Genomic DNA, 17,477 nt, shown 5'->3' with positions numbered 1-17,477 from the left:
GGATGAAAATAAAGGCTAAACTCTTAATTGGTTTTAGTGCGATGCTGGCAATTATGCTGGCACTTACTATGATTGGATACGATCGTTTGGATTATATGAATGGTCAGCTTGAGGGTTACCAGGATAGATATATGAAGGGTCGCTCTTCTTCAGGTATGCGTGGAGAAGTGAATGATATGGCGCGCATATTAACGACGACCATGTTAAGCGCGGATACATCAACGGTAGAATCACAAAAAAAAGAGATTGATAAAAAAATAGCTAAGGCGAATGAGCACTACGACAAAATAAAAGAATCAATGACTAGCGCTGAAGAGATGCAGATCGTTAATCAAATTGATGATTCTTATACGATCTATCTAAATTATCAGGAAAAAATATTGAAGCTGCTATCAGCTGGTTATTTCCAGAATGCCAGCACGTATTCTAACACAGAGGGACAAGCGATTCAGAATGCCGTGTTAAATGCTCTGAACAGTCTCTCTGATTATAATGCCTTTATTATGAATGAAGAGAGCGCAAAAGCTAAAGATGCCTATCAAAGCTCTACTCAGATGGTCATCTTGATGATGATTGTGGGCCTGCTACTTGGACTTGGAGTTGTTTTATGGATCATTCCAAGCATTACGCGGGGGCTTAATGTCGTTTCGATGATGATTACCAGCTTTGGCAACGGCAGAATTCGGGCCATAAGGCGCATAAAGGTTACTTCGAAAGATGAGATTGGTGAGGTTGCCCTTGTCTTTAAGAAAATGGCGTTAGATCTTGAAGAGAAACAGCAAATGGAACAGGCTTATGCACAGGCACAGAATGATCAATCCTGGCTGAATGCAAATGTTGCTCAGGTGACAGAACTTCTCCGGGGGGTTAGCTCATTGGATCAGGTCTCACAGACCTTTATCAACGAGTTCACCCCTGTGCTCGGAGCCCAGTTTGGAGCTGTGTATTTGAAGGATGCTAATCGTCCCGATTTTTTACGAAGCAGTGGTTATTATGCAGTAGATAACGATAAGAAACCAAAGGAAGGTTTTTTGATTGGAGAAGGGCTTGTAGGACAAAGTGCGCTTGATATGCACCCAATCAGATTGGAGCGGGCTCCTGAAGATTATATCTCCGTGAAATCCGGCTTTGTGGATTCACAGCCAGGTTATATTTCCATTCATCCGCTTATTTTTGAAGACGAGCTGCTCGGTGTAGTAGAATTCGCTTCATTCCAGCCATTTAGCAGTCTGAAAAATGATTTGCTGCAACAACTTGCGAATAATTTAAGCATTATTTTCAATAATATTAGTCGTCGTCTGATTGTAGAGAAATTACTGCGTGAGTCACAAGCACTTACGGAAGAACTGCAATGTCAGTCAGAGGAGCTGCAGACTCAGCAAGAAGAACTGCGTCGTTCTAATGAGAACTTGGAAGAGCAGACAGATGCGCTTAAACGTTCAGAAGAACTGCTGCAACGTCAGCAGGAGGAACTGGAGCATTACAATACGGAACTCGTCGCCAAGACTCGTGCACTAGAGGAGCAAGTGCAGGAGGTTGAGGAGAAAAAAGATGAAATTGAGCATGCTAAGGTTCAGCTAGAGAAACAGGCTATGCAATTATCCGTGACTAGTAAGTATAAATCGGAATTTATGGCGAACATGTCCCATGAATTGCGGACGCCGCTCAACAGTCTGCTGATCTTGTCCCAGCTGCTTACCGAGAACAAGGATGGTAATTTAACGGAGAAGCAGGTTGAATTTGCCCATACGATTTATATGTCAGGTGCTGACCTGCTTAAGATGATTGATGAAATTTTAGATCTGTCCAAGGTTGATGCAGGAAAAATGGAACTGAATCATGAAGAAATTAAACTGACTGAGCTGAAAAGCTTTGTGAAGCAGAATTTTGCTCCGCAGGCGATCAAAAAAGGACTCTCCTTACGGATAGCCTTTAACGAGCCGCTGCCAGATAGCGTAATTGCCGATAGTCACCGGTTGAAGCAGGTTTTAAGAAACCTGCTTTCCAATGCCTTTAAATTTACAACCGAAGGTTTTATCGAGTTTTCAGTTAGCCCGGCAGATAATAATCTCTTGCCACTAAATCTGCCGAGTGATAATGAATATATTGCTATTGCTGTGAAGGACAGTGGCATTGGTATTCCGGCTGACAAAACAGATATTGTATTCGAAGCCTTCCAGCAGGTAGACGGAACAACCAGCCGTAAATATGGAGGCACGGGGTTGGGATTGTCGATCAGCCGTGAATTGGTTCGTATAATGGGTGGAGCTATTGTGCTCGAATCCCGTGAGGGACAAGGCAGTACCTTCACTTTATATTTGCCGGTGAAGGCAAATTACAGTAAACAACGTGCAGAAATAGAAGCTGCGGTGTCCAAAGAGGATTCCACATATGATGAATATATTGGAGACATGCTTCCAACCTTAGTGCCAGCAGCAGTTAACGTACCCCTTCCACAACTGACAATTGAGGATGACCGTGACAATTTGACGGCGAATGACAAAGTCCTGCTTATTATTGAAGATGATGAAAGCTTTGCGAAAATCTTGTTAGACATGGCTCGTGGGCGCAGATTTAAAGGTTTAGTAGCGCTTCAAGGCGATATAGGACTGCAGATGGCAAAAACTTATTTGCCAGATGCGATCATTCTCGATATACAGCTGCCTGTAATGGACGGCTGGACCATCCTTAGAGAGCTGAAAAGTGCATCTCAGACCCGTCACATTCCTGTTCATGTTATCTCAGTGAACGATGAAGTGAAGCAAGGATTAATGATGGGAGCTATGGCGTATCTTAGAAAACCATCTTCAAGAGAAGCATTGGAGCGGGCTTTCTCACAAATTGAGAACTATACGTCCAGCACAGTGAAGTACCTTCTGATTGTTGAAGATGATGAGATTCAACGTCGTTCCATTATGGAATTGATCGGTCACGATGATGTAGCTATCACCGCGGTATCAACCGGCAATGAGGCACTGATGGAGCTGCGCAAGCAGAGATATGATTGTATGGTTCTGGATCTTATGCTTGGGGATATGAACGGCTTTGAATTGCTGGATCAGATTCGTGATGATGAAGAATTAAATGATCTTCCTATTATTATTTATACAGGTAAGGATTTAGATAGCAAAGAGGAGACACAGCTCCGCAAGTATGCTGAATCCATAATTATTAAGGATGTTCGTTCTCCGGAACGACTACTGGATGAAACAACGTTGTTCTTGCACCGGGTAGAAGCCAATCTTCCGGAAGATAAACGTAAAATTTTGCAGAAGCTGCATAACAAAGAAGAGTTATTCGAAGGGAAGAAAATACTGCTCGTCGATGATGATATTCGTAATGTTTTTGCACTCTCTAGTGTACTGGAAGAATACCACATGGAAGTGAAGTTTGCGGAGAATGGACGTGAAGCGCTGGAAATGCTGGTAGAGCAAGAAGATTTTGATCTCGTGCTTATGGATATGATGATGCCGGAAATGGACGGATATGAAGCTATGCGCCGAATCCGTGAAATGCCGCAATATCAGAAACTGCCTATTATTGCGCTTACCGCCAAAGCAATGAAAGAGGATCGCGCCAAATGTATTGAAGCGGGAGCTTCTGATTATATGAAGAAACCGATCGCAACAGGTCAACTTCTTTCGTTAATGCGTGTCTGGTTGTATTCGTAAACTCAAATTTGGGGTAATACCTTTTTAAGAACTAACATGACTAGAATTACGGTGTGTTAATAAGGGAGTCGGGATAACAATGAAAGCGATAGAACACGGATATGAGGAGCAGCCCGTTATGGTAGGAAGTGACGAGTTGGAGCAAATTGAGATCGAGCTGCTCCTTGATGGAGTACACCGTTTATATGGATATGATTTCCGGAATTATGCGTTGCCTTCTTTGAAGCGACGTATCTGGCATCATGTGCATGCGGAGAATGTACACAGCATATCCGCGCTGCAAGAAAAGGTGCTGCATGATCGTGCCTGTTTTGAACGATTTGTCTATAGTCTCTCCATTCCGGTTACCGAAATGTTTAGGGACCCGGGGTTATTTTTAACGTTTCGCCAGAAGGTAGTTCCGTTGTTGAGGACTTATCCCTATATTCGTATCTGGCATGCTGGATGCTCCACTGGTGAAGAAGTATACTCTATGGCCATCCTGCTTCATGAAGAAGGGCTTTACGATAAGGCTCGGATTTATGCCACAGATATGAATGAGCGTTCTTTACAGCAGGCTAAGGAAGGCGTCTATGATATTAGCAGAATGAAGCAATACACTAAGAATTATTTGGAGGCGGGAGGTACCCGGGCATTCTCTGAATACTATACAGCGAAGTATAACTCGGTTATTTTACAGCCATATTTACGCAAAAACATTATATTCGCTGAGCATAACTTGGCTACAGATACTTCTTTTAATGAGTTTAATGTTATTTTCTGCCGCAATGTGATGATCTATTTCAATGATGAGCTGCGGGATCATGTTCACGGCTTATTTCATGAAAGTTTAAGTCGTTTTGGAATACTTGTTCTAGGCTCTAAAGAATCCATTCACTTTACGAAGTACAGCGATTGTTATGAGTCTTTGGACAGAGTAGAAAAAATATACCGTAACATAAAATAACGCATGAAGGAGGGTGGTCCTATGGGGTTTCAAGAACCAATTCATATACTACTAGTAGATGACCGTCCTGAAAATCTGCTGGCGCTGGAGGCGGTACTTGAAAGCCAGCATTATGAGCTAGTCAAAGCCACCTCCGGCGAAGAAGCGCTGCGGTGTTTGTTAAGGTATGATTTTGCTGTCATCGTACTGGACGTGCAGATGCCAGGTATGGATGGGATCGAGACCGCAAAGTTGATTAAAGCCAGAGAAAAAACAAAGGAAATTCCGATTATCTTTATCTCTGCGAATAGTAAGGAAGCGGAGCATTTATTCGCGGGCTATTCTGCAGGGGCTATTGATTATATGGTCAAGCCCTTCATTCCACAAATTCTGAAGTCTAAGATACAAGGTTTTGTCGAGATGTATATTACGAGCAAGAAGCATCAGACTCAGACCATGCTGCTGCAGCAAAAGACGAAAGAACTGGAAATCATAAATAGTGAGCTCGTAAAGGCTAAGGAAGAGGCGGAGATCGCCTCCAAAGCGAAGTCGGAATTTCTGGCTATGATGAGTCATGAGATTCGTACACCAATGAATGGCGTAGTGGGTATGATTGATTTATTAATGGAGACTGACCTTGCTCCTGAGCAGAAGGAGTATTCCGAGATCATTCGGAAAAGTGCAGACACGTTGATTACGGTGATAAACGATATTCTTGATTTCACCAAAATGGAATCCGGTAAAATGGAAATCGAAGAGCAGCTGTTCGAACTTCGCACATGTATTCAAGAGGTGTTCAGCCTCTTTTCGGTGGAAGCGGGAAAAAAGAACCTGGAGCTTGCTTATTTTATCGATCAGAAGTTGCCTAGACTTTTATATGGAGATATGGCCCGTTTACGCCAAGTATTAATTAATCTGATTGCTAACGCAGTTAAATTTACGAATCAAGGCGGTGTCTATTTAGTCGCTTCCATCAAAGAAACATCTGGGAACAAGGTAGAAGTCGAGTTCACGATCATGGATACAGGGATTGGTATTTCTCCAGAGAAATGCGACCGATTGTTCCAACCGTTCTCACAGCTGGATTCTTCAATGACACGGAAATACGGGGGAACAGGGCTTGGTTTAGCCATATGTAAATCCCTTGTAGGCATGATGGGCGGAGAAATACGGGTAGAATCCATGGAGCAAAAAGGAGCTACCTTTATTTTTACGATACAAGCATCCGTACCTGGAGAAGATTTGACAGGAGGTTATCAAGAAGAGGAATCGCCTCATCTTCTTCTTAATCAGGAGAGCAGAAGCCGAATCCTTGTTGTAGATGACCATCCTATCAATCAGCGTCTGATGGTTAGCATGCTAGATAAGCTCGGCTATGAAGCTGATATGGCTGAGGACGGGAAACAGGCTGTGCAAATGGCGCTTAAGCAGCCCTATGATTTTATCTTTATGGATCTCCAAATGCCAGTAATGGATGGCCTGGAGGCAACCGCTCAAATCCGTCGAGAAGGCGGTCCGGCGGCTGAGAAGACTATTATTATTGCAATGACTGCGAATGTCATGGATGGCATCCAGAATCGCTGTAAAGCCTCAGGAATGGATGACTATATCAGCAAGCCACTTAAGATGAGTAGTATTAAGCAGATTATCTCTCGGTATTCTAGCAGCGATAATCGGATGGTTGAAACAGATACATCTATTTTTCAGGCGTAACCCAAGATTTACTAGTTTATATTTTAATGTTATTTGTTTCAAAGGTAGGACTATGAGGTTATTAATATAGAAAATATTTATCAGGAGAGATCGTCTATGAACACGCATAAAAGTAATAAGTTTCACGCTAAGACAGAGACAAAAGAAAGTGTATGTACGGTTTTCCTGAATGGTGAACTTGATCTATCCGTGGCTTCCGATTTCCGTTTGGTAATGGAGCCGCTTGTAGGTGATACGAAGCATGATTTAGTAATAAATCTTAAAGAATTAAAATACATCGATAGCACGGGTATTGGTATTCTACTTTCGATCCTGAAATCAAGACAAGGTATGGACGTTAAGTTTATGGTTGAGGATGTTCCTCCCCAAATTCAGAAGCTGTTTGACATGACTGGTATTACCAAGTTTTTTGCCTCCCAAGAGAATTCCCACTAGGAAAGGATAGAACAAAGAATGAGTGATGATGTGCAAAAAGTAATTCTTCAGCTGCCGGCTAGCGCAGAGTATGTGGATATTGTTAGGTTGAATTTATATGGTATTGCTTCAAAAATGGGCTTCACCTACGAAGATATTGAAGATATGAAGGTAGCTGTATCAGAGGCGTGTAACAACTCAGTATTGTACGCCTATGGACAACAAGACGGAATGGTTGATGTAATCTTTGAGGTGGGTGAAAGTGCCCTATCCATTACAGTCAAAGACGAGGGGGAGAGCTTTGACGGTTTGGAAGACTCGTCCAGTGAGCGTATGACACTGCATGATAAAGAGTTAAGTGACGTTCAGGTCGGCGGTTTAGGGTTCTACTTAATGCAAGCGTTGATGGATGACGTGAGCGTCGTAAGTGAGGCCGGAAGAGGGACGGTAGTAACTTTGAAGAAGCACCTTAACTTTAGCGAGGAAAAGGTATGAGTGATAAGGTGACTCCCCCCGAGTCCATGAATGAAGCAGTCACCCAAATTTGGGAATATCAGCAGACTAAGGATAATGAACGCGCAACAGTGCTGATTAAGAAATATGAGCCTATGGTAAAAATGGCTGCTGGAAAAATTTCTCGCAACCGCCCCGACTTGTATGAGGATTTATATCAGGTCGGGCAAATGGCGCTCATCCGGTTATTACAGCAATATGATATTAGCCTTGGAATCCCTTTTGAGCCCTATGCGATGAAAAGCATGATTGGACATATGAAGAATTTCCTACGTGATAAATCTTGGTACATACAGGTACCTAGACGGATTAAAGAAAAGGGAGCACTTGTTCAACACGCGATTGACGAACTAACAGTGAAGCTGGAACGTTCGCCTGCGGTGGATGAGATTGCTCATTATCTTGATTTGTCTGTTGAAGAAACTGTAGAAGTACTGGCGGGCAGAGAATGTTATCATTACGTCTCCCTAGACTCGCCCCTTTCTCAAGAGGAGACAGGAGCCACACTAGGCGAGCTGATCAGCTCTGACGCAAATGATTACGAGACCGTAGAGAAACGTATGGATTTGCAACAAGCACTAGGTCAATTGAAGGAACAGGAGCAGCAGGTGCTGCTGTTAGCGTTCCAAGATGGACAATCCCAGCGGGCGATCGCCCAGAAGCTGGGGGTATCACAGATGAGCGTTTCACGCATACAGAAGCGGGCCACTGAGAAGTTAAAGCAGATTATGGCCAACTCTTCCTATTGAGTTCCTGTATGGGTAATATACATTTTCGACGATAAGGACATGCCTCTCTCCGCTGACTGGAGACCCGCATGTCCTTTATTTGTATACTGTTGTAGACTTATTCCCCCGCTTGTCCGTCCAACCTAGAGGATTAGACGGACAAGCGGGGGAAGCGGTCGATAGTTGGGGAATAGATTGATAGTCTTGCGGTTAGCTATTAGCATCAATGTATTTTTTAATTTCGCCAAGATACTCTCCGATTACTGGAACATTAAGAAAAAGACTAAGAATGTAGCCTAATAAACCAAGGACTACAAATGTTCCGAGAGATAGTCCAAGTCCCCGAGATATACCGGCCATCAGGTTTGTGATGATTCTTTTTTTCGGATCTGAATAGTTGTCGAGAATGTCTTTGAATTCTGATTTTTCCAGTGAGTGAGCGATCTTATCAAGACGACTGTTTAAGCGTTTTACTTCATGTCGCAACTCGAAAGGATGTTCATCAATTTCATAAGGTTTTGTTTGGTTATTTGAATCTGCCATGCGCCATCCCTGCTTTCTATAGCCCGAACGGGCATTAATTAAATGTCTAGTTGTATCTGCTGATGTGAATAAAGGTGTAACTAAACAACAGCCAGCTGCGGTCAGCTGGCTGTTGTTTGTTAAAGTGATAGCTGTATGATGCCGCAGATTAGTAATTGGATTTATAGGAGGATTTTACATCCTCTTTCGCATCCTTAGCCTGATTGGCAACCTCTTTAGAGGATGCTTTAGCTTCATCAGCTACGTCTTTAGAGGCGTCTTTAACATCCGAGCTTACATTGCTTGAGGCTTCACTTACAGTGTCACCAATTTTACTCCCAGCCTCTTGAAGAGTGGCGGCAATTTGTTGTTTGCTGTCACTGACAGTGGTATAGATATCAGAAGCTTTATCTGACACCGTACTAGCCAAATCGGTTGCTTTTTCGCCAACGGTTGTCGCAATAGCTTTGGTTTTGTCAGTTACGGCACCAGCAACTTCTTTGGTCTTGTCTGTAGCTTGAGAAAGTTTATCTGACAGATCACTGCGCATTTCACGACCAGGCTTTGGTGCAAATAGCAGGGCTGCTGCGGCACCAATTAAGCTACCAATAAAGATACCTTTTAATAAGCTGCTTCCGTTCTCTACTTCATGTTCTACGTTACTCATCACCAATCACTCCTTATAATTTATCTTACTTCGTATATAAACTTTGGCGTATGGGCTGAAACAGTTGAAGAGCAAGGGAGAGATTACGGGAGTTTAAGGGAGGATACGGTAACCTAGAGGGCTTTAGGTCATATAAACCGCGTTTTTAAGGCTTTATCAACATTTGTTTATGCGCAAAAAGAAGGCGAAGACAGGCTGTGATATGCAGCATATGTCTCCATCCTTCCACGATTGAATTTATAATGTTACGGATTAATCATTAACGGCTTGGAGTACCGCATAGCCGAATTCAGGCAGATTCAGATGCAGCTGGGATGTGGAGGTTTCAGTCCGCTTCTGCGTCTTTAGGTTTACCCATATCGTGTCTGCTCCGGTTACAGGAATGATGACTTCGGCCATAACATCTTCATTGTTCAATGCGATTATGAACCGGCTTTGTTTGTCCCACCGCTCATATACAAGCAACTTTGGATAACCCGGAATCTCCAGCGCTTTAAATCCACTGCTCCGGAATGCGGGATGAGATTTACGAAGGCTGATCGTCCAGCGATAGTATTCGAACAATTCTTGATTCTGTTTCTGGGAGTCCCACTCCATACATTTTCGGTTGTCCGGATCGTATCCGCCATCCATGCCGATTTCATCGCCATAATAAACACAGGGTGCTCCTTGAAAGGTCATCTGGAACAAAACGGCCAGCTTTAACTTCCTGATGTCACCGCCACAAAGTGTCAGGAAACGAACTGTATCATGGCTGTCTAGCAGATTAAAGGCGGCTTCCGTAATTTGCTGCGGATAATTCGCTAGCATAGTAGCAACCGACTGAGAGAATTGTGCAGCATTGATCTGTCCGTGAGCGAAAAAATTAATTTGAATATTCGTTAGCGGGTAATTCATAACGGCGTCAAATTGATCGCCAAGCAGCCACGGCAAGGAATCATGCATGATTTCTCCTACGAGATAGGCTTCTGGATTAATGCTTTTGATCGTACTGCAGAATTGCCGCCAGAACGAATGGGAGACTTCATTTGCGACATCAAGCCGCCAGCCGTCTATACCGATTTCCTCGATCCAATAGCGGCCTGCATTCAGTAGATATTCTATGACTTCAGGATTCTCAGTGTTGAACTTAGGCATGATAGGCTCAAATGCAAAGGTGTCATAGGTGGGAATTCCGTCGATGACCTGTGGCGGCCACTCGCGTACATGGAACCAATCCGCATAACGTGAAGATTGCCCGTTCGCGAGCAGATCAACAAATGGCGGGAAGGTATGACCGCAATGATTAAAGACACCGTCCAGGATGACACGGATGCCTTTGGAATGACAGGAGTCCACAAGCTCTTTCAGCAATGTATTAGTGCCAAAATTAGGATCGACCAAGTAATAATCTTTTGTATCGTATTTATGATTGGTGGTTGCCGCAAATAAAGGATTAAAATATATAGCATTGATGCCCAATTCACAGAGATAATCCAAATGATCTAGTACACCCTGTAAGTCCCCTCCGAAGAAATTCCGAGGACTCGGCGTGCCGCCCCATTCCAATACATCTGTCGGATCGTTGGTGGCATCCCCATTCGCGAAACGCTCCGGGAATATTTGATAAAATACTGCATCTTTCACCCACGATGGAGGGGAGTGGACATCTTCACGATTCAAAAATGGAAAGTCGAACAAGCCTTCATATACAACAGCAGGTGGCTCTGGATAAAAACCTTTTTCCAAAAAATAAAGAACTTCGTCTTTGTCATAAAGCGCAAAGTAATACGCGAGTCTGCGGTAAACAGGACGGACGGAGGCTTGCCAGTAATCGAACAAGCCGTCAGAAGCGAGGCGCTGCATTGGAATGACCTCATGCGTTTTGTCCCAGCCAAATTTATCTCCACAGAAAAGATCGATCTGTGATACGTTGTCCCGCTTAGTTCTTATGCGAATATGAAGTGTAGACTCATCGTAGGCATATGACCAATTTTGTCCCATACGGTGATAAACGGCTTCCGGTTGAATCATACTCATTTTCCATCCCTTCGGGCATGTAAACGCAAAAAAGGGCCAACCTCATGATTTTCAGAGGTTGAACCCTTGGCGGTTTCATTGCCTTTAAATTTGTCTGCATCTTACCATAACCCTCAAGAGCAAAGCAAGAGGTTATTTCACAAGAAATTACAATATGGAATATTTAGTATGTGGTAGGGATAAAGAGAAAATAAAAGAAAAGAAAAGATAAACTTTGTTAAACCGTCTTTTTTGGACTTATACTCTGATTGCAATCAAAATTATGGATATTATAGAATGAGGGCGAACGAACTTGATTTTTCATAACACGCATTCAAATTAAAGGCACTGTTACCTGGAAAGGTACAACCTCGGCACTTTGTGCAAATGAGGTTGTACCTTTTTTATATGCTTTTTTTCAATGCGGGTTAAGTTTAATCACTCATGAACGAAGGGGAGATGAGCAAATGAAGAAGAGTAAACGTTCCAAAATGCAAGCGGTAACATTTAGTTTAGTCCTATGCCTGCTGTTAACTTTGACGGTCACCGCATGCGGTTCAGGCAATGGGAACTCCGCATCAAAGCCGAATTCGAGTCCGAATTCCGCAGTGAACGAGCCGGGGGGAACCACAAATGAGACAAATACTTCCGGAGAGAATACCACCGATGAGGAAATGAAACCAGAAGCAGGGGCCAAACTGATGGTCTGGGAAGCCAAGGAGCAGCTTGAGTACATGAAGCAGGTTGCTGCTGATTTCGAAAAAGAATATGGTGTTCCCGTCACAGTTGAGGAAATGGCAGGTGGTGATCAAGGCGCAAGACTGGCGACGGATGGTCCGTCTAAACTTGCTGCAGATGTGTTGACTCTGCCCCATGACCAGATCGGGCAAGCCGTAAAAGCAGGGCTGCTTTTGCCAAATGATGTTTTTGAGGAAGAAACCAAATCAACGATGGTGGCAACAGCCGTTCAGGCATCGTCTTATGATGGCATTCTTTACGGTTATCCTAAATCGGTAGAAACCTATGCGCTGTTCTACAACAAGGACCTGATTCCTGACGCTCCTAAAACGTGGGATGATGTGATTGCTTTTGCAGATACTTACAACAATCCGAAGGAAAACAAATTTGCAATCATGTGGGAATTCGTCGGATATTACAGCTATCCGTTTATTGGCAGCTTCGGCGGATATATTTACGGAGACAACAATACGAATTTCAAGGATATTGGATTGAACAATGAGGGCACTATCAAAGGGTTTACGTTTCTGCAGAGCCTCAAAAAAATTCTGCCTTTGAATGCAGGAGATATCACTTATGACGTGAAAACACAGTTGTTCCAGGAAGGTAAGCTGGCGATGAATATCGACGGGCCGTGGTCCATAGCGGCGTTTAAGGAAAATGTTAACCTGGGTGTGGCTCCTCTTCCAAAGGGACCTGACGGTCAAGACAGTCTTTCTTTCTCCGGGGTCAAATCGTATTATGTCAACTCATATACGGAATATCCGGTCGCAGGCCGTTTGTTCGCACATTTTGCAAGCAACAAGGAGAATCAGCTTAAGAATTTTGAGATGACGGGAGCGATTCCTGCGAGTATAGAGGCTGGAGAAGCGCCGGAAATCAAAGATGACCCTATTATTGGCGGATTCTTCGAGCAATTCCAAAATTCCGTTCCAATGCCTTCCGTTTCAGAAATTAAATCGGTCTGGGAACCCCTAAAAGCAGCGTTTGTGTCCCTGTGGAACGACTCAAATCTTGATGTTAAACAGACGCTGGATCAGACTGTAACCACGATTCAGGCCGATCTGGAGTCGAAGTAAAGGGCAGGTGATTTAACCATGAGGAAAAAAACAGGCGCAGCGCTACTCTCGGCTATTATTCCGGGACTGGGCCAGTTCTACAACCGGCAGTGGCTGAAAGGATTGGTATTCCTGCTGGTGGGGTCTGCTGGAATCTACTATATTGCTCATGATCTGATGGGACATTTGCATGGCTTAATTACGCTTGGTGAATTTCCAAGCCGTATGGTCAAGGTAGGCAAATTAACCCGGATGGTGGAAGGCGACCACTCCATTTTTATGATGATCAATGGTCTAATGGCATTGCTGGCGCTGCTCTTTTATACAGCTTTTCATTTACTGAACATCAGAGATGCATTCCTAGTTGGAGCTGCACGGGACCGGAAAGAGCCCATTCATTCATTCGCTGAATCGCTCAGAGCTATGGGGCGGAGGAATTTTGCCTATCTTGTCCTCGCGATTCCCTTTGTGGCCGTGGTTTTTCTGACGATATTACCACTTGTTTTTTCGGTGCTACTGGCGTTTACGAACTATGCCGACCCGATTTTACCGCCAGCACATCTGGTAGACTGGGTGGGTTTCGGTAATTTTAATAAAATGCTTAGTCTGGATGTCTGGAGTTCCACCTTTGGTGGAGTGCTGACTTGGACCTTGATCTGGGCGGTTATTGCTACTGCGACGACTTACATTGGAGGTGTGCTTATTGCAGTACTTATTCACCAGCCCCGTGTCCGCTGCAAAAAGCTTTGGCGCACACTTCTGATCGTTCCTTTCGCTATTCCCAATATGATTTCTCTGCTCGTCATGCGCAATATGTTCAATAATCAATTCGGACCGATCAATAGTTATTTAAGAGCCTTGGGACTGGAGGGTGTGGCCTGGCTAACCAATCCTTTCTGGGCTAAGGTCACTGTAATCCTGGCTAATATGTGGATCGGCATTCCGGTGACCATGATTCTGGCCTTTGGGGTGCTGACAACAATTCCGAAGGATATGTATGAAGCGGCAGAAGTAGACGGTGCTGGGTCATTTTATAAATTCCGCATGATTACGCTGCCCATGGTATTGTTCGCAACCGCACCTATCCTGATTATGCAGTTTGCCGGCAACATTAACAGCTTTAATGTCATTTATCTAATGACTAACGGAGAACCGGTTAATCCTAACTACCAGTACGCGGGCCACACTGACCTGCTGGTGACTTGGCTTTATAAACTGGCGCTGAACCAGTCACAGTACAGCTTTGCTTCTGTCATCGGGATTGTCATCTTCCTGATGGTCGCGACATTCTCCATCTGGAGCTACCGGCGGACGCGATCCTTTAAAGAGGAGGATATGATTGCATGAAGCTAAGACTGACGGAAGCGTTAAAAACGTTTGGAAGCCATTTATTGCTGATTGTGCTCAGTTTTATTAGTCTTTTCCCAGCTTTCTGGATTATTATGTCTTCTTTCAAAACAGGAAACAGTTTGTTCAGTGACTCATTGATTCCTAAGAATTTCACCTTTGTTCATTACAAGGAACTGTTTGAGCAAACTAAATATTTGCTATGGTTCATGAATACGCTAAAGATTGCGGCGTTGTCTACGCTGCTCGGCACCTTTTTGCTGCTGCTGACTTCGTACGCCATTTCTCGTTATCGATTTACGGGCAGAAAAACTACACTAACCACGCTCCTAGTTCTGCAGATGTTTCCGGGATTTATGGCTATGATTGCAGTTTACGTGCTGCTGAACACACTTGGGCTACTGAATTCTCATTGGGCACTTGTGCTCGTGTACAGCAGCGGTGCTATTATCACGAATGTTTTTGTGGCTAAAGGTTTTTTTGATACGATTCCTAAAAGCTTGGAAGATGCTGCGCGAATGGATGGGGCGAGTCATATGAAAGTATTTCTTTCTATCATGATCCCGTTATCTAAGCCGATGCTCACCTATGCCAGCCTTATGATTTTCAACGGCTGCTTTGTGGATTTTATATTCGCCGACCTTGTATTGCGCACGGAGGATACAAGAACGCTCGCCGTTGGGCTTTACCGGATGGTGAACCAAAGTAACTCAACCGAGTTTACGTTGTTCGCTGCCGGAGCGGTATTGGTCGCTCTCCCAGTCACGCTGCTGTTCATTTTCCTACAGCGTTTCTTGGTGGATGGCCTGACCGCAGGTGCAAGCAAAGGATAAGACGAACTGCGCTACCCTTGTGAGGCTACGCTGAATTCCATAAAAACCGCTTTCTACTCAGAGATCAAGGTTCTGAGAAGGAAGCGGTTTTTTATATTTTATCCGGTTTCTAAAATCTTCTTGGTGGGGACAGGATTGAAGAATAATGAAAATAGGAGTAGAATTCCTCATGGAACCAACACTTAAGGGAGTTTGTAGAGTACTCAAAAATCCCGGAGCACGGGGTTATTTTCTAGCATTTATTAAATGTGAATACTAATAAGTCCTTGTGAGTTATAGAGCATCTAGTTAAAGAGGAGAGAAATCATGGAAACCGTATTAGTACGAGAGTATCGGGCGGATTTGCTGGAATGTGTCCATAGTGGGCATATTGCCATCGTAGGAGAGAACGGAAATTTAAAGGGGTATGCAGGTGATCCGGAATTTGTATCGTTCACCCGTTCAGCTGCTAAACCCCTTCAGGCTATTCCAGGCGTACGTGGGGGGATTGTGGAGCATTACGGCTTTACACCCGCAGAGGTTGCCCTGATGACCGCCTCTCATCGGGGAGAGAGCTACCATGTAGCTGCGCTAGAGAGCATATCCTCCAAGATTGGCATCGATGAGCAACAAATGATCTGTGCAACGAGTTACCCGCTGGATTATTCCAGCAGGGAGAACGCCATCCGTGGTGCGGGCAAAAGAAAGTTCTATCATAACTGTGCGGGCAAGCACATGGGTATCTTATCTTACAGTAAGCTCAAAGGTTTGCCGCTTGAAGAATACTCACAGCCGGAGCAAACGGTGCAGCGTGAGATTATCGACACCATTGCTTATATGGCCGGTGTGGCCCCAGACAGTATCGGTTTAGGTACGGACGGATGCGGGCTGCCGGTATTTGCTCTGCCTCTGACCGCCTTGGCGACGGCCTATTTGAAATTAGCCAATCCGGATTTGATTGCAGATGAAGCTACTCGCAAAGCGGTTACTACTATTACAACGGCAATGAATGCTTATCCGGAGATGGTTTCTGGATCTGGTCGCCTTGATTCTATTCTTTTGGAAGATGATAATATTATTGCTAAGGGTGGATTTAAGGGTGTCTATTGCTTCGGCTTACGCCGTGAGCGACTGGGGATTGCCTTCAAGATTCTGGACGGATCGGAAGAAGAGTGGGGACTTATTGTACAGGGAATTTTAAATCAAATTGGTTATAGTCAGAAAAATACCTTGGAAAAGCTGCGCAATGCATTTTCAGGCGTGATTTACAATGACGGGGGTACACGAGTAGGCCATGCGGATACCGAGTTCAAGCTTAATTTCATAAAGTAGGATCATATAAAAAGAGCCCTTCGACTACGAATCCATCTTCTGGATACGCAGCAAAGGGCTTTTTTCTACGAGAAGCGGTAGTCATCTTTAAAGGACGGCAACATCGGTTCTTCTTGTAATAGGGAGACCTATTATTTATGACGTAGACGGCCGAGTTCGGAGACGAGTGCTTCCACCTGAGAAATACTTAGTCTGTCGCTGCCCATGGCTACCTCATAAACATCATAGATATCTTCATAATGATCTACTGAAAAAGCGGAGGCTTGCATCGCCGCGGCACTGGCCATTTTTAATTTGTTTTTGATAGCCTCGATCATATACTCAACATTTTCCTGACTAGGCTTTGTTAAATCCATTAGGTTAAAACATCCTCTCTGTATACTGATTCATGTATTTTACCATGTTTGGCAGCTTGACCACCATTTTTTTGTCGGGTTCCCTGAAATCATGTTAAATTAAAGGCATGAGATCAAAAATATCATCGAAGGGAGGAAATGTATTGGCAATCAGAGAACAGGGAAGCGGAAAACGCATTAAAATGGACGATGCTGGATTAGTGTCCTTTTTCATGGAAATAGCTACTCTGCATTCCTCCGAGGAAGTCACGTTCCTGTGCATTGGAACAGATCGATCTACAGGAGATGCACTCGGTCCGCTGACGGGCAGCAAACTTGTGGAACATGGCTTCCGACATGTAATCGGTACGTTGCCGTCTCCTTGCGATGCAGATAATTTGGTGGCCAGAGTGGCTGAGATTCCCTCCGGACATATTGTAGTTGCGGTAGATGCTTGTCTGGGCCCTCCGATCGCGCTTGGATATTACTTCGTTTCGAGTGAGCCACTGCAGCCTGCACAGTCGGTGGGGGCAAATCTTCCGGCCGTAGGTCACTATAGTTTGGCGGCCGTTGTAGATATGAATGGCCCGAAACCCTATAGAACGTTGCAGACCACTCCACTGCATAGAGTGATGGTTATGGCAGAACATATCGCTATAGCGGCAGCAAAAGGATTCCGACTCCAGTAGTACCCATTGGGCACT

Annotated in this window: 15 protein-coding genes; 11 read left to right on the top strand and 4 right to left on the bottom strand. The window is 44.2% G+C overall.

Annotation, left to right across the window (positions count from 1 at the left end):
- The first annotated feature begins 2 nt into the window (after positions 1 to 2).
- The 6 genes from MKY14_RS17900 (at position 3) to MKY14_RS17875 (ending at position 7,985) form a co-directional block, all read left to right on the top strand.
- On the top strand, positions 3 to 3,671 hold the full coding sequence (locus tag MKY14_RS17900) for a response regulator (RefSeq protein ID WP_076128810.1): 3,669 nt from the start codon (positions 3 to 5) through the stop codon (positions 3,669 to 3,671).
- A 79-nt stretch (positions 3,672 to 3,750) separates the two neighbouring features.
- On the top strand, positions 3,751 to 4,617 hold the full coding sequence (locus MKY14_RS17895; protein ID WP_051491113.1) for a CheR family methyltransferase: 867 nt from the start codon (positions 3,751 to 3,753) through the stop codon (positions 4,615 to 4,617).
- Between the two features lie 21 nt (positions 4,618 to 4,638).
- Positions 4,639 to 6,309 carry a response regulator gene (locus tag MKY14_RS17890; protein WP_076128677.1) on the top strand — a complete coding sequence of 557 codons (1,671 nt, stop codon included), beginning with the start codon at positions 4,639 to 4,641 and terminating at the stop codon, positions 6,307 to 6,309.
- 96 nt (positions 6,310 to 6,405) lie between these two features.
- The gene (locus tag MKY14_RS17885) at positions 6,406 to 6,744 is read left to right on the top strand and encodes an STAS domain-containing protein (protein ID WP_076128675.1); all 339 of its coding nucleotides are present in this window, start codon (positions 6,406 to 6,408) and stop codon (positions 6,742 to 6,744) included.
- Between the two features lie 18 nt (positions 6,745 to 6,762).
- Positions 6,763 to 7,218 (top strand): anti-sigma B factor RsbW, encoded by a 456-nt coding sequence (rsbW, locus tag MKY14_RS17880; protein ID WP_036680217.1) that lies wholly within the window; start codon positions 6,763 to 6,765, stop codon positions 7,216 to 7,218.
- On the top strand, positions 7,215 to 7,985 hold the full coding sequence (locus tag MKY14_RS17875; RefSeq protein WP_076128673.1) for a sigma-70 family RNA polymerase sigma factor: 771 nt from the start codon (positions 7,215 to 7,217) through the stop codon (positions 7,983 to 7,985). The genes rsbW and MKY14_RS17875 overlap by 4 nt, the downstream gene beginning before the upstream one ends.
- Before the next feature lie 189 nt (positions 7,986 to 8,174).
- Here MKY14_RS17875 and MKY14_RS17870 read toward each other — a convergent pair whose 3' ends face one another.
- The 3 genes from MKY14_RS17870 to MKY14_RS17860 all read right to left on the bottom strand — a co-directional run bounded on the left by MKY14_RS17870 (position 8,175) and on the right by MKY14_RS17860 (position 11,172).
- Positions 8,175 to 8,507 carry a DUF5665 domain-containing protein gene (locus MKY14_RS17870; RefSeq protein ID WP_036680215.1) on the bottom strand — a complete coding sequence of 111 codons (333 nt, stop codon included), beginning with the start codon at positions 8,505 to 8,507 and terminating at the stop codon, positions 8,175 to 8,177.
- A 148-nt stretch (positions 8,508 to 8,655) separates the two neighbouring features.
- Positions 8,656 to 9,153, bottom strand: a complete 498-nt coding sequence (locus MKY14_RS17865; protein WP_076128671.1) for a YtxH domain-containing protein — start codon at positions 9,151 to 9,153, stop codon at positions 8,656 to 8,658.
- Between the two features lie 252 nt (positions 9,154 to 9,405).
- Positions 9,406 to 11,172 (bottom strand): glycoside hydrolase family 13 protein, encoded by a 1,767-nt coding sequence (locus MKY14_RS17860; RefSeq protein ID WP_445254881.1) that lies wholly within the window; start codon positions 11,170 to 11,172, stop codon positions 9,406 to 9,408.
- Between the two features lie 446 nt (positions 11,173 to 11,618).
- Between MKY14_RS17860 and MKY14_RS17855 the strand changes: the two genes are divergently transcribed.
- The 4 genes from MKY14_RS17855 to MKY14_RS17840 all read left to right on the top strand — a co-directional run bounded on the left by MKY14_RS17855 (position 11,619) and on the right by MKY14_RS17840 (position 16,438).
- Complete coding sequence (locus MKY14_RS17855) at positions 11,619 to 12,968, top strand: sugar ABC transporter substrate-binding protein (RefSeq protein WP_254847769.1); 1,350 nt, start codon at positions 11,619 to 11,621, stop codon at positions 12,966 to 12,968.
- Positions 12,969 to 12,986: 18 nt separating this feature from the next.
- On the top strand, positions 12,987 to 14,294 hold the full coding sequence (locus tag MKY14_RS17850; protein WP_076128669.1) for a carbohydrate ABC transporter permease: 1,308 nt from the start codon (positions 12,987 to 12,989) through the stop codon (positions 14,292 to 14,294).
- Positions 14,291 to 15,127: a sugar ABC transporter permease gene (locus MKY14_RS17845; protein WP_076128667.1), complete on the top strand. Its 837-nt coding sequence runs from the start codon at positions 14,291 to 14,293 to the stop codon at positions 15,125 to 15,127. The genes MKY14_RS17850 and MKY14_RS17845 overlap by 4 nt, the downstream gene beginning before the upstream one ends.
- Positions 15,128 to 15,433: 306 nt before the next feature.
- A complete protein-coding gene (locus tag MKY14_RS17840) occupies positions 15,434 to 16,438 on the top strand; it encodes an asparaginase (RefSeq protein WP_076128665.1) in 1,005 nt (334 codons plus the stop codon).
- A 131-nt stretch (positions 16,439 to 16,569) separates the two neighbouring features.
- Here MKY14_RS17840 and MKY14_RS17835 read toward each other — a convergent pair whose 3' ends face one another.
- A complete protein-coding gene (locus tag MKY14_RS17835) occupies positions 16,570 to 16,794 on the bottom strand; it encodes a DUF1128 domain-containing protein (RefSeq protein ID WP_036680203.1) in 225 nt (74 codons plus the stop codon).
- A 143-nt stretch (positions 16,795 to 16,937) separates the two neighbouring features.
- Here MKY14_RS17835 and yyaC point away from each other — a divergent pair, with 143 nt between their 5' ends.
- Entirely contained in the window at positions 16,938 to 17,462 is a 525-nt protein-coding gene (yyaC, locus tag MKY14_RS17830) for a spore protease YyaC (protein WP_256717533.1), read from the top strand.
- Positions 17,463 to 17,477: the final 15 nt, after the last annotated feature.

Source organism: Paenibacillus sp. FSL R5-0887, from assembly GCF_038002305.1.
Classification (GTDB): domain Bacteria; phylum Bacillota; class Bacilli; order Paenibacillales; family Paenibacillaceae; genus Paenibacillus_AQ; species Paenibacillus_AQ odorifer.
This window is presented reverse-complemented; position numbering and strand designations above follow the sequence as displayed.